Raw genomic sequence first — 14,756 nt, forward strand, 5'->3', positions numbered from 1 at the left:
CATGTTCGGACTCAGCGAGATCGCGGTCGTCCTGATCGTCATCGCCGTCGTGGTGGGCATCAAGAAGCTGCCCGAACTGACCCGCAGCGCAGGCAAGTCGGCCCGCATCCTCAAGGCCGAGGCCAAGGCTCTCAAGGAGGACGGGACCGGCACCCCGCCCCGTGTCATCCCGGGCGAGACGACGACACGGGACGAGCACCCGAAGCCGTAAGGACGGGGGTGGCCTCGGGGGTCAGGCACTGTGTGCGTCACGCGCGCTGTGTGCGTCACGCGCGCTGCGTGCGCTGTGTGCGTCACGTGCGCGGCTCTGACGCACGCCGTCGACTATGCGCCGGCCGGACTGCTCCGGCCGGCGCATCGTGTGCGGGCGCGTGCGGCTCGGCGCTGCAAGCGGTGAAGGTCGGGCTGGGCCAGTGCGTTCACCGGCCGCGGCCGGTGAGGTGGTCACGCACCCGGTCGACCAGACCCGTGCCGGGAGCGAGCAGTTTGTTGCCCGGCGGTGTGCTGGGGGCGTGCGGGTGCGGGCGGGTGGGGGCGGTCTTCTTCGCCGAGCGGATCTTGTCGCCCAGGTCGAGGAGCTCCTGGTCGTTGCAGCTCTCCCGCAGGCAGGGGAAGAGGTTGTTCTCCTCGTCCCGTACGTGCTCGCTCACCTCGGCCTGCAAGGTCGCGACCAGTTCGTCGAACGTCTCGGCGTCCGGCGGGAGTTGCTCGATCCGCTTGAGGATCTTCTCCACCTCCGCATGGTCCTTGATCTCGCGGTCCGCCAGTGCGTCACCCCCCGGTACATGGCGGCGTACGGCGGGGTAGAGGTGTTCTTCCTCCGCCACCGAGTGCCGCACCAGCTCGATGGTGAACTCGTCGGCGATCCGCTTGCGCTCCTTGCTGCCCGGGACGGACTTGTCGAACCGAGCGAACATCTCCTCCACCTCGCGGTGGTCGGTGACGAGTTCCGTGATGCCGTTGTCGCGGGCATCTGACATGGTGCACCTCCTCAGAACGGGGACCGGTACGAGCCGGGACGGCGGTGTGTACCGCCCTGCTCGCGCCGGGTGCCCTGTGCCGACCGTGCGACACCCGTGACCGGCGCCGACACTCCGCATCGAAAGTCACATGGTTGAAGGGTGCGGATCGGGTACCCGGACCGCGCCTCTCCGCTGCAACACGTTGCGGCAGTCCGGCGGGCCTCAGGTGCGCGGGGTGTTCACCGGCCCGCCGGGCTCAGACGGCACAACGCACACGCCGCACGACGAATCGCCGTGGCGCCGCACCCAGGACGGAGCACCGCTCATGCCGCATCTCGTAGGAGACCTGATGACGTCGAACGTGACGTCGGTCGACCCGGCAACTCCTCTGACCCAAACCGCGCAGCTGATGCGCGACAAGGACATCGGCACCGTCCTGGTCTGCGAGGGGGACCGGCTGCTCGGCCTGGTCACCGACCGGGACATCGCCCTGCGCGTCGTCGCCGACGGGGCCGACCCGAGCGTCATCGACGCCGGCACGGTGTGCACCCCGGATCCCGTCTGCGTGGGACCCGAAGAGGAAGCGGACCACGCGGTGGCCCTCATGCGGCGGCATGCGGTGCGTCGCCTGCCCGTCGTCAGCGACGGGCGAGCCCTCGGCGTGATCACCATCGGCGACCTCGCCCGCGAGCGCGACCCGGGGTCCGCACTCGCGGACATCAGCAGGGCCGCACCCAGTCCGGGGCAAGGAGCCGTCTGGCCGTGAGCGGCGGCGCACGCCGGGAAGGGAGTCCGGGAGCCCCGGTCCCCCGCGACCTCGCCCCATGGCGGTGTGCTCCACGGCCTTGTCGTGGGTGACGCCGTGCGGTGCTCCTCGCGTGGCAGCCATGAGGAGGCCACACCAAAATGGCTCCAGAAGCGCCGGGAAATCCGGAGCCGGACCGGCGAGTCCGCCCATCGGACCGAAGTGATCGCCCTGGCCGGCCCACCCCGTATCAGCGCAAGGAGGCACACCGTGAGCACGGTCGCCGCCGTCTTCGACGTGGACGGCACCCTCGTGGACACAAATCACCTGCACGCAGTGTGCTGGTGGGAGGCGTTGCGTCAGGCAGGGCACCGCGTGTCCATGACCTCGGTGCACGGCGCCATCGGACTCGGCTCCACGGACCTGCTTGAGCACCTGCTGGGCCGAAACCGAAACCGGGACGAGGACTCCGCCATCAGCGCCGGCCACCAAGCCCTGTACGGCACATGGCACGAGCGCCTCACTCCCTTCGACGGAGCCCGCGCCCTCCTGCAGCGACTGCACGCGGACGGCTGGCCCGTCGTGCTGGCCACCTCGGCGAGCGGCCCCGAACTCAAGGCCCTCAAAGCGGCCATCGACGCGGACGAGGCGATCGCCGCAACAGCGAGCGCCGACGACGTGGACTCGGGCAAACCGGCGCCCGACCCGGTCCAGCACGCCCTGGATCTGGTGGGCGCCCAGGCCGACGGCAGCGTCTTTGTGGGCGACTCGGTCTGGGACATGCGGGCGGGACGGCGCGCGGGCGCCCACCCCATCGCCGTACTGAGTGGCGGCGTGTGCCGCGCCGAGCTCACGGACGCAGGAGCCGCGGAGGTGTACCGGGACACGGCCGACTTGCTGAAGAACCTCGACGCCGGCGCGCTCCGCCGGCGCTGAGCCGCCACGGGCCCGTCCGCGCGCACCGGCGCAGAGGGGGCGCAGTCACGTGCTCGGAACGACAGACGGCGGCCCCAGGTCGAGGAGGTCCTGATCCGTTGCCGAGCCGCACTCTCCGGATCGGCTACGCGGGCCGGGTTCGACAGCGCGCGATGAGGCGCATTCCGGTCGTGCCTGGCCCGCCGGATTCACTCGTCCCGTGCCGGCGGGCACGACGCCGTGCGGCCGGGCCTGTCCTCCTGGACGAGCCGGGAGATCGCTGGCCCGAGCGCTGCGAGGGGCAGAACGAAGTCGACCAGCCCCGTCCTGATCGCGGCCCTCGGCATGCCCTGGAAGTCCGCGGTTTCCGGGTCTTGCACGAGGACTGTGCCACCGTGTGCCTTGACCGCTTCCACCCCCTTGGCGCCGTCGCCGTCCGCGCCGGTGAGCACGCAGCCGATCACCCCGGACTTGTGTGCCTGAGCCGCCGACTCGAAGAGCGGATCCGCGGCCGGACGGGCGGAGTTCACCCGGTCCTCGGTGGTGAGTGACAGCATCCCGTCCTCGCGCACGCACAGGTGCCGGTCAGGTGGTGCGATGTAGACCGTACCGGCCTCTGGGTGCTCGCCGTCTTCCGCGAGCTTGACCCTGAGCGTCGTGGACCGCGACAGGATCGCCACCAGGTACGTCTCGCGCGAGCGGCGGAGATGCTGGGCAACCAGCACCGGCACGGGCAGATCGGGGTCCAGCGCGCCCAACAGCACCCCCAGGCCCTGGACACCTCCCGCAGAGGAAGCGACGAGCACGGCCGCCCACGGGCCGGAGCGGTCGTTCTGATCGTGTGCCTGCACCTGTGCAGGTTAACGCGGATCCCGGGACGGACTGCGAGGTGCGCCTCGCCCGCAGGATGAAGTGGGCGGGCCCGGGGTCCAGGAGTGCGCGGAGTGGTCCGCCGCGGGTGCCGGCCCGCGCGAGCGCCCGTGTCGCGCGGGGCAACACGGTGCCAGGTCGCGGAGGTTTTGGGCCGGAGCTCACTTGTCGGGGGTTCATTGCGCCGAAAGCGGGTTTCGTTCCCCGGGCTGAGGCTAGTCGGCCCTCACGGCCCGGATGGACAGGACGCCGGGGTGGTGGGGCGCCCTGGTCGCTGGATTGCAGCTGCGGGGCGGCACGACAGAGGGGTGAATGAGGCCATGGGAACGTCACCAGGATCAGGCACCACAGCGGGGGACGCGGGGTGAAGCGTTCTGCCACGGGCGTTTCCCCGCTGGAGCGCACCCTGCGGGAGCTGGTCGACGGCGAGGTGCGCTTCGACTCCGGGAGCCGCGGCGCGTATGCCACGGACGGCTCCAACTACCGGCAGGTGCCCATCGGCGTGGTGGTGCCCCGTTCGGTCGAAGCCGGCGCTCAGGCGGTCTCCGTCTGTGCGCGGTTCGCCGCCCCGGTTCTCTCCCGGGGCGGCGGGACGAGTCTGGGTGGCCAGTGCACCAACACCGCCGTCGTCATCGACTGGACGAAGCACTGCAACCAGCTGCTCTCCGTCGACGCCGAGGCGCGGACCTGCGTGGTGGAGCCGGGACTGGTGCTCGACGAGCTGAACCGACAACTCGGCCACCACGGGCTGCAGTTCGGCCCCAAGCCGGCCACGCACAGCCACTGCACGCTCGGCGGGATGATCGGCAACAACTCGTGCGGGGCCTCGGCGCAGGCGTACGGCAAGACGGTCGACCAGGTGCGGCGCCTGGAGGTGCTGACCTACGACGGCGCCCGCAGGTGGGTGGGCCGCACAACGGACGCTGAATACGACGCGATCCTCGCCGAAGGCGGGCGGAGCGCGGAGCTGTACCGCGGCATGCGCGAGCTCATCCACAGCCGCCTGGGCGAGGTACGGCAGGGCTTCCCGCGCATTCCCCGCCGCGTATCGGGCTACAACCTGGACGCGCTGCTCCCGGAGAACGGCTTCGATGTCGCGAGGGCGCTGGTCGGCAGCGAGGGAACCCTCGCCACTGTGCTTCGTGCCGAGTTGGACCTGGTGCCCGTTCCGGCGGCGCAGTCGATGCTGGTCCTGGGCTACAGCGACATCTGTACGGCCGCCGACGACGTACCGCGGCTGCTCGCGCACAGCAAGCCCGCCCAGTTGGAGGCGCTGGACGGGCGGATGGCGCAGCTGATGCGGGAGGAGGGCGCCTACCTCGACTCGCTGGACCGCTTCCCCGCCGGGGAGAGCTGGCTGCTCCTGCAGTTCGACGGCGACAGCCAGGACGACGTCGACGAGCAGGCCAGGGCGCTGCTGGACGCGCTGGGGCGCAGTGAGAAGGACGATGCTGTCGCGTTCTCGGACGATCCCGCCCGGGAGCAGAACCTGCTCAAGGCCCGGGAGGCAGGTCTCGGGGTCACGGCGCGCCCGCCCGACGACCGCGAGACCTGGGAGGGCTGGGAGGACTCGGCGGTGCCACCCGACCGGTTGGGCGACTATCTGCGGGATCTCAAGGCGCTGTTCGAGGAGTTCGGCTACGACTGTCCCTCGCTGTACGGGCACTTCGGCCAGGGGTGCGTCCACACCAGGATCCCCTTCGACCTGACCTCGGTCGGCGGCGTCGCGGACTTCCGGGCGTTCCTGCTGCGTGCCGCCGATCTCGTGTCGTCCTACGGCGGTTCGCTGTCGGGGGAGCACGGCGACGGGCAGGCCCGCGGGGAGCTGTTGCCGCGGATGTTCGGCCCGCGCATCGTGGACGCGTTCGGCCGGTTGAAGGCGCTCTTCGACCCCGAGAACCGGATGAACCCCGGGAAAGTCGTCGCGCCCTACCGGGTGGACGAGAATCTCAGGCTCGGTACGCACTGGCGCCCGGCCGGCCTGGACACGCACTTCACGTATCCCGACGACGGCCGTTCCTTCACCCAGGCGGTCAAACGGTGCGTGGGGATCGGCAACTGCCGCTCCCACGAGGGCGGAGTCATGTGTCCGTCCTACCGGGCGACCGGTGAGGAGGAGCACTCCACGCGCGGCCGGGCGCGGCTGCTGTTCGAGATGCTGGGCGGCCACCGTGACTCGCCGGTCACCGACGGCTGGCGCTCGACCGAGGTCCGGGACGCACTGGATCTGTGCCTGTCCTGCAAGGGCTGCAGGTCGGACTGTCCGACGGGCGTCGACATGGCCACCTACAAGGCGGAGTTCCTCTCCCACCACTATGCGGGGCGGCTGCGCCCCCGAGCGCATTACTCGATGGGCTGGCTGCCGGTGTGGGCGCGCCTCGCGCGTCTGTCTCCGTCGCTGGTGAACGCAGGTCTCGCCGCTCCGGGTGTGGCCCGGATCGGCAAGTGGGCGGCCGGCGTGGCCGGTGAGCGGCCCGCGCCCCTCTTCGCGGAGCAGTCCTTCGTCGCGTGGTGGCGGGACCGTGGCGGCGACGAGCCGGACCCGGCCGACCCCACGACCGTCGTTCTGTGGCCGGACACGTTCACCACGTCCTTCCATCCGTCGATCGGCCGGGCGGCGGTGCGGGTCCTGGAGGATGCCGGGTTCCGGGTGGCGGTGCCCACGCGGGCCGTGTGCTGCGGGCTCACGTGGATCTCCACGGGCCAGTTGTCGGTCGCGAAGAAGGTGCTGCGTCGCACGCTCGACGTCCTGCGTCCCTACCTCGAGGCGGGGACCCCCGTGATCGGCCTGGAACCCTCGTGCACGGCCGTGTTCCGTTCCGACGCACCGGAGTTGCTGCCCGAGGACGAGGACGTGCGGCGCCTGGCGGGCCGGTTCCGTACCTTCGCCGAGCAGCTGGTGCACCATGCCCCGCACTGGCAGCCGCCCGCCCTGAACCGGCCGGCCACCGTGCAGACCCACTGCCACCAGCACGCGATCATGAAGGACGGCGCGGACCGTGAACTGATGCGCCGCGCCCACCTGGTGGCCGAGGTGCTCGACGAAGGATGCTGCGGCCTGGCCGGCAACTTCGGGTTCGAGCGCGGCCATCACGACGTCTCCATGACCGTAGCCGAGCAGGGCGTGCTGCCCGCGGTCCGCGCCGCCGCTCCGGGCGGTGTGCTGCTCGCGGACGGTTTCAGCTGCCGTACACAGATCGAGCAGGGCGACACCGGCCGTGGCGCACTGCATCTGGCGGAGGTGCTTGCCCTCGGCCTCGACGGGAACCTGCCCAGCGAGCATCCCGAGCGCCTGACGGACCGGCCACCCGGCCCCTCCCCCACGCTCCGCCGGACCGTGACGGCTACGGCGACAGCCGCCGCCCTCGGCGCCGCCCTCGCGGGAACGCGGCCCCTGCGCCGGTGACGGTGACGGCCCCGAGCACCCTTCCTGAAAGGACAGTTGCGATGGCACCGAAGGTCTCCGACCACATCCTCGAACGACTGCGGGCCTGGGAGGTCGAGCACGTCTTCGCCTATCCGGGCGACGGCATCAACGGCCTGCTCGCCGCCTGGGGGCGGGCCGACAACAAACCGGAGTTCATCCAGTCCCGGCACGAGGAGATGTCGGCCTTCGAGGCCGTCGGCTACGCGAAGTTCTCCGGCCGCGTCGGCGTGTGCGCCGCCACCTCCGGCCCCGGCGCCATCCACCTCCTCAACGGTCTGTACGACGCCAAGCTGGACCACGTTCCCGTCGTCGCGATCGTCGGGCAGACCAACCGGAGCGCGATGGGCGGCTCCTACCAGCAGGAGGTCGACCTGCTCAGCCTGTACAAGGACGTGGCCTCCGACTTCTGCGAGATGGTCACGGTCCCCGAGCAGTTGCCGAACGTCCTCGACCGGGCGATCCGCACCGCTTACGCGCGACGCTCGGTGACCGCCGTCATCGTCCCCGCCGACGTACAAGAACTCGACTACGCGGCGCCCGAACACGCTTTCAAGATGGTGCCGTCCAGCCTCGGCCTCTCCTCCTACGCCCCGGTGCCCGCCACCGCCGACATCGAACGGGCGGCGCGGTTGCTCAACGAGGGCGAGAAGGTGGCGATCCTCGTCGGCCAGGGCGCGCGCGGCGCCCGCCAGGAGGTCATGCAGGTCGCCGACCGGCTCGGCGCCGGCGTGGCGAAGGCGCTGCTCGGCAAAGACGCGCTCGACGACGACCTGCCCTATGTCACCGGCGCCATCGGCCTGTTGGGCACCCGGCCCTCGTACGAGCTGATGCAGGACTGCGACACCCTGCTGGTCATCGGATCGAGCTTCCCCTACACGCAGTTCCTGCCCGACTTCGGCCAGGCACGGGCCGTGCAGATCGACATCGACCCGCACATGGTCGGCCTGCGCTACCCCTTCGAGATCAACCTGGTCGGCGACGCGCGCGTGACGCTGCAGGCGCTGCTGCCCCTGCTCGAGCAGAACATGAACACGAGCTGGCGCAAGAAGATCGAGAAGAACACGGCCCGTTGGTGGCAGGTGATGGAACGGCGGGCCGCCGTGGGCGCGGACCCGATCAACCCCGAACACGTCGCGCACACCCTGAACGAACTGCTGCCCGACAACGTGGTCCTGGCCGCCGACTCCGGTTCCGCCGCCAACTGGTACGCCCGTCACCTGCGGCTGCGCGCCGGGATGCGCGGCTCCCTGTCCGGCACCCTCGCCACTATGGGGCCCGGTGTCCCGTACGTGATCGGGGCGAAGTTCGCCCACGGCGACCGCCCGGCGATCGCGCTCGTCGGCGACGGCGCGATGCAGATGAACGGCCTGGCCGAGCTGATCACCATCGCCAAGTACTGGCAGCAGTGGGCCGATCCGCGCCTGGTCGTCGCCGTCCTGAACAACCAGGACCTCAATCAGGTCACGTGGGAGATGAGGGCCATGTCCGGCGCCCCGCAGTTCCTGCCCTCGCAGGCGCTGCCCGACGTCGCCTACGGCGATTTCGCACGCTCGCTGGGCCTGGGTGGGCTGCGCGTGGAGAAGCCGCAGGACGTCGCGAGCGCGTGGGAGGCGGCGCTCGCCGCCGACCGGCCCTACGTGCTCGACTTCCGCACCGACCCGGCCGTGCCGCCGATCCCGCCGCACGCGACGCTCGACCAGATCGAGGCGGCCGCCGCCTCCGTCCTCAAGGGCGACAGCGATCGCACCGGCATGATCCGTCAGGGCTTCAAGGCCAAGGTCCAGGAGATGCTGCCCGGCCACCGGCACACCGAGGACGACGCGTGAGCGACGAACCGTCGGTGGGCGCGCTGCACACGTCCGTGTACCGCGTGCCCACCTGCGTCGCGGGCCTGCGCGCCGTCACCGGCGCGGCGCCACGCCCTCCGCTCGCGGCCCGCTGCGCCCGCCTGGCCGACACCCTGGTCACCGCCGCCTCCGCCGCCTCTCTGCACCCCGACGGCCATGGGCAGCGGGCGCCGGGCCTTCCGCCGGTGGACGCCGCGCTGCTGCTGCCCGCGGTACGCGGAGCCCTGCGCCCGGACGATGCCCGCACCCGCGCCGCCTGCCGTCACGACCTGGCCCGCGAGCTCTTCTTCTCCCGCTTCCGGCACGACGGGCGCCCGCTGGAAGCCGCCGAGGGCGCGTTCCTGCTGTGCGGCTTCATCATGGCGCCCGCCGAGGCGCAACAGGGCAACACGACCGCCGCGCTGTCCGCGGCCGGGGCGGCGGGCGTGGCCCTGGCACGCAGGCAGAAGAGTTCCGTGCCGCACGGCCCTCGTACCTGACCGAGACGGAACGAGCCGTCTCCAGAGCGCGATCCGGCGCTTGCTGCCGCACAGATCCAAACGGTTGAACCGGTGCACCAACCGGCGAGCCGCCTCGGGGTTTCACCGCTCGTACGAACTGTGGTGAGGGTGTCAGCTCTCGCCGGGAAAGGCAGGCAGCATGTCACTGGATCATTCGCGGGCCCCTGTGCTGGAAGCCGTGGATGCCTATCGGCGTCAAGAAATGGTGTCGTTCACACCGCCGGGCCACAAGCAGGGCGCAGGGGTGGATCCGCAGGTGCTACGCCTCTTGGGGCAGGAGGTGTTCCAGCACGACCTCCTGGCGTCCGGTGGCCTGGACGACAGGCGGATGCGGGGCGGTTTTCTCCGGGATGCGGAGCAACTGATGGCAGACGCGGTCCACGCGGACCACACGTTCTTCACCACGTGCGGCAGCTCCCTGTCGGTCAAGGCGGCGATGCTGTCCGTGGCCGGCCCCGGCCAGCGACTGCTGATCAGCCGGGACGCCCACAAGTCCGTGGCCGCCGCCCTGGTCCTGTCCGGGATCGAGCCCGTATGGGTCGAACCGCGCTGGGACGACGAACGGCATCTGGCGCACCCGCCGTCGGCCGACGACTACGCCGCCGCCTTCGAGCGCAATCCACAGGCAGAGGGAGCCCTGGTCACCAGCCCCACCCCCTACGGCAGCTGTGCGGACCTGCGCACGATCGCCGAGGTCTGCCACCGGTACGGCAGGCCGTTGATCGTGGACGAGGCGTGGGGCGCCCATCTGCCCTTTCATCCGGACCTGCCGACCTGGGCGATGGACGCGGGCGCGGACGTCTGCGTGACCAGCATCCACAAGATGGGCAGCGGCCTGGAGCAAGGCTCGGTCTTCCACCTTCAAGGGGATCTGGTCGAGCCTTCGGTGCTCAAGAACCGGGCGGACCTGCTGGGTACGACCAGCCCGTCGGTCCTCATCTATGCGGCCCTGGACGGCTGGCGCCGCCAGATGGCGCTGCACGGGCACGCGTTGATGAGCCACGCGCGCACGACCGCGGATGAGCTGCGCCACGCCATCGAAAAGATCGACGGCCTGCATGTGAACGACGCACAGGACTTCTGCGGCCCCGGACGGGCGCACGACCTCGACCCGCTCCCCGTGGTCGTCGACCTGACCGGCACCACCCTCTCCGGCTATCGGGCTGCCGACTGGCTGCGGGAACACCGCCGTATCAACGTCCACCTCGCCGACCATCGCCGCATCAACGTGCAGATCACGCACGCCGACAGCCGCCGCACCACCGAGCCCCTGCTGGACGCCCTGCGTGACCTCACGGACGCCGCGCAGGGCTGGGACGAGGCGCCTCGCGTGGAGGTGCCGGCCGCCGACGCTCTGCGGATGGAGCAGGCGTGTCCGCCCCGCGACGCCTACTTCGCGCCGACCCAGGACCTTCCCCTGGAGAAGGCGGCGGGCCGCGTGGCCGCGGAGATGGTGACGCCCTACCCGCCCGGGATCCCCGCGATCCTGCCCGGCGAGCGCCTGAGCGAACCCGTGCTGACCTATCTGCGCACCGGAGTGCAGGCCGGAATGAACCTCCCCGACGCGGCCGACCCGACCTTCACCACCGTGCGCGTCGTCAAGTGACCCCGACCCGCCGGACACCGTCCTGTACCCCCGAAAACGCGAGGAGGATGCCGTGCCTCACCACCACCCGGTCAGCGGGCGCGAGGAGACCGCCGACCAGCGGGCGGACCGACGATGGGCGGACCTGGTACAGGAGATGCGCGTCGCACTCACCGGCGTCCAGATCCTCTTCGGGTTCCTTCTCACCGTGGTGTTCACGCCCCGCTTTCCTCAGCTTTCCACCACTGACCGGAACATCTACGTCGTGACCGTGCTGCTCGGCTCGGCGTCGACGGGCGCCCTGATCGGGCCGGTCGCCTTCCACCGCCTGGTCAGCGGGCGCCGCATCAAACCCCAGGCGGTGCTCTGGGCATCCCGGCTCACCGTGGTCGGACTGATCCTGCTGCTGTGCACGCTGACCTCGGCGCTGCTGCTGATCCTGCGGGTCGCGATGCACGACGCGCTCGCACCGCTCCTCGTCGCGGCCGTCCTCGTGTGGTACCTGGTGTGCTGGTTCGCCCTGCCCTTGTGGGCACGGACCCGCTACACCGAGTCCGACCCGCCCTCAGCGGACAACGACACCGACTGACACCTCGCGTGCGGAGCCTGGCTGCGTCAATGCAGGACGCTCACCGCGCGGGCGATGACCAGGACCGACGTCACGAGCGCGGCCACGCTCTGCACGCTCATCAGGATTTTGGCGCGCGTCGACAGGGGCATGGTGTCGGTCGGGCTGAAGGCCGTGGAGTTGGTGACGGAGACGTACAGGTAATCCGTCAGGGTGGGCACCCAGTCGGATGTCACGCTGGCGCCGTCGGCGACCTCCTGGACCGCGTCGTCGTTCTCGTCCTGGGAGAAACGGAAGTCGGCCAACGGCAGCTCCTCGCGGGCCACTTGGGTTCTGCTGACGGGGCCGCCACGGTCGAGTTCCCAGTAGGCGAGCCCGAAGACGATGATGTTGGTCAGCCACACCTGGAGGGCAGCCGTCAGCAGCGCGGGGCCGTCCTTCACGCCGGCCTGGACCAGCTGCTGGATCAAGGTGCCGAGCGCGATCAGGTTGCTGACGGCGATGACGGCCACGAGGGCGAGCGACAGGACGCGGAACGTTTTGGTCTGCCGGGTGAGACGGCGTGGGTTGATGGCTACCAGCGGGACCAGCAGGGCGACTTCCAGGGCGGGCAGGACGTAGCGCGGAGCGATGAGGAGCTGCTCCGGCAGCAGGAGGTAGAGCCCGACCGCCGTCAGCGTCACGACGACGGCGGGCAGGCGGGCCTCGCCGCGTCGTTGGTGACGGGGGTGTCGATGCTGGGCATCGGCTCGGGTACGGGGCACGCGTGATCCTCCGGTCCGCCGGCGCTCGTCTCGTCCCCTCCCGGTCAGCTGCCGGTGAGATGTTCGCGGATGGCGGCGACGAAGTCGTCCAGATCCTTCGGGGTGCGCGAGGTGATCAGCGGATAGCCGCCCGCTCGGTCCACCACGACCGGTTCGTCCACCCACGCCGCGGCGCCCGCGTTGGTGATGTCGGTGCGCAGGGACGGGTAGGAGGTGAGGGTCTTGCCGCGCAGCACGTCGGCCTCGACCAGCGCCCAGGGGCCGTGGCAGATGGCGGCGACGGGCCGGCCGTCGGCCGCGAACGCCTTCACGGTGTCCACGGCGGCCGTCTGCAGGCGCAGGTGGTCAGCGTTGAGCGTGCCGCCGGGGATGAGCAGCAGATCGTGGGAGGCCGCGCCCAGAGCCTCGAAGGTGACGTCCGGATCCACGCTCTCGCCCGGGTCCTTGTCGCCCTGCAGCGTCTGCACGGGATCCGTGCTGACCGCGGCGACGGTGACGTCGGCGCCCTCGCCGCGCAACTGCCGTAGGGGCACGAGGAGTTCGTCCTGCTCGACGCCGTAGTTGGTGACCAGGGCCAGAACGGTGCGGCCCTCGAGTCGTCGGTCGGTCATGAGCTCGGCCTTTCTGTACGGGTGGTGCGGGGCTGTGCCTGAGGATTTCGGTCCGATCATTCGGCCGGGTAGGGGTGTTCTTTGAGGAGCTTGGCGAGGTGGACCGTGTTGGCGGCGAGCGTGTGCGTGGTGTCCGCCACGGCTTCAGGTGTCTCGCCGAGGTCTTGGTAGTCGGTGCCGTGCTGGGCCTCGCCCACCCAGTAGGTGACCGCTCCGGGGGCGAGGGAGAAGCCGACGTCGTTCAGGGCCTGGAAGACGTCCGCGCTGACCTTGTGCGCGCCGTCTTCGTTGCCGACCACGGCGACCGCGGCGGCCTTTCCGTACATCAGGGGGCGGCCCTGGTCGTCCGTCTGCGAGGAGTCGGCATTGAGCCGTTCCAGGACGCGCTGGCAGATGCTGGAGGGGTGACCCAACCAGATCGGCGTGGCGATCACGAGGATGTCGGAGTGCAGCACCTTGTCGCGCAGCAGCGGCCAGGCGTCCCCCTCCCCCATGTCCGTCTCGATGCCGGGCCGGACATCGTGGTCGACGACGCGGACCGTCTCGGTCGCCACGCCGAGCTTGTCCAGTTCGGCGCAGACCTGGTCCGACAGCAGCCGGCTGCTGGACGGGGCCGGGGAAGCGTTGAGGGTACAGACCAGGGACAGGGCGCGCATGGTCATTTCCTTCCTGTACGGGATGGGGCGTCCGGCGGGGGGCCGCCCGATCAGGTGGCTGCCGGATCAGGCAGCGGGCAGCGCAGGGCGCTGCGGTCCGCGCGCCACGCACTCAAGAGCGTGGCGGAGAGGCGGCCTTCGAGGAGGCCGGTGGCCCGCACGCCGAAGGCGACGTCGGCGTCGAGTCCGGGTTCGCACTTCAGGAGCCCTCCTACGACCTCGCGGCGCACGACCTGTTCGTGTACGGCGTCGGCCTCGACGTGTTCGTCGTAGAAGCGTTGGGCCGCCGGCCCTGCCTTCATGCGGCGCAGGGCCTCGGCCAGGCGCCGGGAGCCGGGTGAGGAGGTGGTCTCGACGGCGGCGAAATGGCCCACGAGAGCACCGCGCAGGGACCGGTGCAGCCCGAACAGCGACATCAGGTTGACCGTGGCGAGCGCCTCGGCGGGCGCGTTGTCGAGATAGGAGCCGTACGTGGTGTCCAGGGACAGGTCGTGCATCAGGTCGGCGAAGAGGCGGGCGTGGATGTCCTCGGCCCGGCCGGCACCGAACTCGTCGTACTCGACCGCGACCATCGCGGCCTTCGCCGTCCCGTGCAGGCGAGGGATGACCCAGGCGTGCGGGTCGGCTTCCTTGAGGTGGTACAGCGAGCGCAGGGCCGCGTACTCGCGGAACTGCCACAGTCGGCCGTCGCGGTGCAGATGGTGGCTGACACTCTCGGGATCGTGGCCGGCCGGTTCGATCAGGAGCGCGTCCAGAGCGCTCTCGGCATCGCTGTCCGGGGCCGTCGCATCGGCCCGCAGCGCGGTGAGGAAGTGCTCTTCGAGACTCCGGCGCAGGGCGAGAAGGTCTGGGTCCCATTCCCGGTCGTCGTCCACACCGTCGAAGCCCTGGTAGTGCAGTTCGTAGAGCACGTACAGCGCGAGGTGCAGATCGTCGCCGTACGGGTCCGGCGCCGGGTTCATGGCCGAGGCGGGAGCGGGGGCGGCCGCGTGCCGCAATGCTGCTGTCAGGCCCTGCGACACCGGGCCGCGAGCGTCGGGCAGCGGCGGCCTGTGGCAGCGGGACTCGGACGTGGCCGTCATGGTGATCCCTCCGGCGCGGCGGGGCGGTTCTTCGGCGACGATTCCGCGTCCTTGGAACGTGCGCGGTGGCTGGTGTCGCACCAGGGGAAGGTCCGGCTGCGGCGGCAGGTGCACAGCGCGACGCGGAACCGGTGCGACGTGTGCACGGTCCCCGCCTCATCGACAACGTCCACGGGCCCCTCGACCAGGAACGGGCCCATTTCGCGGCTCACCGTCATGCGGGG

Annotated in this window: 15 protein-coding genes; 8 read left to right on the forward strand and 7 right to left on the reverse strand. The window is 70.8% G+C overall.

The features are described from left to right. The first annotated feature begins 1 nt into the window (after position 1). Entirely contained in the window at positions 2–211 is a 210-nt protein-coding gene (locus J3486_RS31160; RefSeq protein WP_207826365.1) for a twin-arginine translocase TatA/TatE family subunit, read from the forward strand. A 208-nt stretch (positions 212–419) separates the two neighbouring features. On the opposite strand, the gene J3486_RS31165 is transcribed toward J3486_RS31160, so the two are convergent. Beyond that, positions 420–980 carry a hemerythrin domain-containing protein gene (locus tag J3486_RS31165; RefSeq protein WP_207826367.1) on the reverse strand — a complete coding sequence of 187 codons (561 nt, stop codon included), beginning with the start codon at positions 978–980 and terminating at the stop codon, positions 420–422. 307 nt (positions 981–1,287) lie between these two features. Here J3486_RS31165 and J3486_RS31170 point away from each other — a divergent pair, with 307 nt between their 5' ends. Next, complete coding sequence (locus J3486_RS31170) at positions 1,288–1,728, forward strand: CBS domain-containing protein (RefSeq protein ID WP_207826368.1); 441 nt, start codon at positions 1,288–1,290, stop codon at positions 1,726–1,728. Positions 1,729–1,977: 249 nt separating this feature from the next. Then, complete coding sequence (locus tag J3486_RS31175) at positions 1,978–2,643, forward strand: HAD family hydrolase (RefSeq protein ID WP_207826369.1); 666 nt, start codon at positions 1,978–1,980, stop codon at positions 2,641–2,643. Between the two features lie 188 nt (positions 2,644–2,831). Here the strand turns inward: J3486_RS31175 and J3486_RS31180 are convergent, their stop codons facing one another. Continuing rightward, entirely contained in the window at positions 2,832–3,473 is a 642-nt protein-coding gene (locus J3486_RS31180; RefSeq protein ID WP_307805004.1) for a chemotaxis protein CheB, read from the reverse strand. A gap of 383 nt (positions 3,474–3,856) precedes the next feature. Here J3486_RS31180 and J3486_RS31185 point away from each other — a divergent pair, with 383 nt between their 5' ends. From J3486_RS31185 to J3486_RS31205, 5 genes are all read left to right on the forward strand, one after another. Continuing rightward, entirely contained in the window at positions 3,857–6,898 is a 3,042-nt protein-coding gene (locus tag J3486_RS31185) for an FAD-binding and (Fe-S)-binding domain-containing protein (protein ID WP_207826370.1), read from the forward strand. Between the two features lie 41 nt (positions 6,899–6,939). Continuing rightward, complete coding sequence (locus J3486_RS31190) at positions 6,940–8,745, forward strand: thiamine pyrophosphate-requiring protein (protein WP_207826371.1); 1,806 nt, start codon at positions 6,940–6,942, stop codon at positions 8,743–8,745. After that, complete coding sequence (locus J3486_RS31195; RefSeq protein WP_207826372.1) at positions 8,742–9,245, forward strand: hypothetical protein; 504 nt, start codon at positions 8,742–8,744, stop codon at positions 9,243–9,245. Before J3486_RS31190 ends, J3486_RS31195 begins: the two co-directional genes overlap by 4 nt. 160 nt (positions 9,246–9,405) lie before the next feature. Continuing rightward, entirely contained in the window at positions 9,406–10,872 is a 1,467-nt protein-coding gene (locus J3486_RS31200; protein WP_207826373.1) for an aminotransferase class I/II-fold pyridoxal phosphate-dependent enzyme, read from the forward strand. Between the two features lie 52 nt (positions 10,873–10,924). Beyond that, positions 10,925–11,440, forward strand: a complete 516-nt coding sequence (locus tag J3486_RS31205) for a DUF6328 family protein (RefSeq protein ID WP_207826375.1) — start codon at positions 10,925–10,927, stop codon at positions 11,438–11,440. A gap of 26 nt (positions 11,441–11,466) precedes the next feature. On the opposite strand, the gene J3486_RS31210 is transcribed toward J3486_RS31205, so the two are convergent. From J3486_RS31210 to J3486_RS31230, 5 genes are read right to left on the reverse strand one after another with little or no spacing between them, the layout of a single operon-like run. Next, the gene (locus J3486_RS31210) at positions 11,467–12,183 is read right to left on the reverse strand and encodes a hypothetical protein (RefSeq protein ID WP_307805005.1); all 717 of its coding nucleotides are present in this window, start codon (positions 12,181–12,183) and stop codon (positions 11,467–11,469) included. Between the two features lie 44 nt (positions 12,184–12,227). Then, complete coding sequence (locus J3486_RS31215) at positions 12,228–12,794, reverse strand: type 1 glutamine amidotransferase domain-containing protein (RefSeq protein WP_207826377.1); 567 nt, start codon at positions 12,792–12,794, stop codon at positions 12,228–12,230. Between the two features lie 56 nt (positions 12,795–12,850). Then, the gene (locus J3486_RS31220; RefSeq protein WP_207826379.1) at positions 12,851–13,450 is read right to left on the reverse strand and encodes a flavodoxin family protein; all 600 of its coding nucleotides are present in this window, start codon (positions 13,448–13,450) and stop codon (positions 12,851–12,853) included. 50 nt (positions 13,451–13,500) lie between these two features. Next, on the reverse strand, positions 13,501–14,532 hold the full coding sequence (locus J3486_RS31225; RefSeq protein WP_207826380.1) for an iron-containing redox enzyme family protein: 1,032 nt from the start codon (positions 14,530–14,532) through the stop codon (positions 13,501–13,503). Further along, complete coding sequence (locus J3486_RS31230; protein ID WP_207826382.1) at positions 14,529–14,750, reverse strand: CDGSH iron-sulfur domain-containing protein; 222 nt, start codon at positions 14,748–14,750, stop codon at positions 14,529–14,531. Before J3486_RS31230 ends, J3486_RS31225 begins: the two co-directional genes overlap by 4 nt. Positions 14,751–14,756: the final 6 nt, after the last annotated feature.

It is taken from the genome of Streptomyces sp. VRA16 Mangrove soil, assembly GCF_017377775.1.
Classification (GTDB): Bacteria; Actinomycetota; Actinomycetes; order Streptomycetales; family Streptomycetaceae; genus Streptomyces.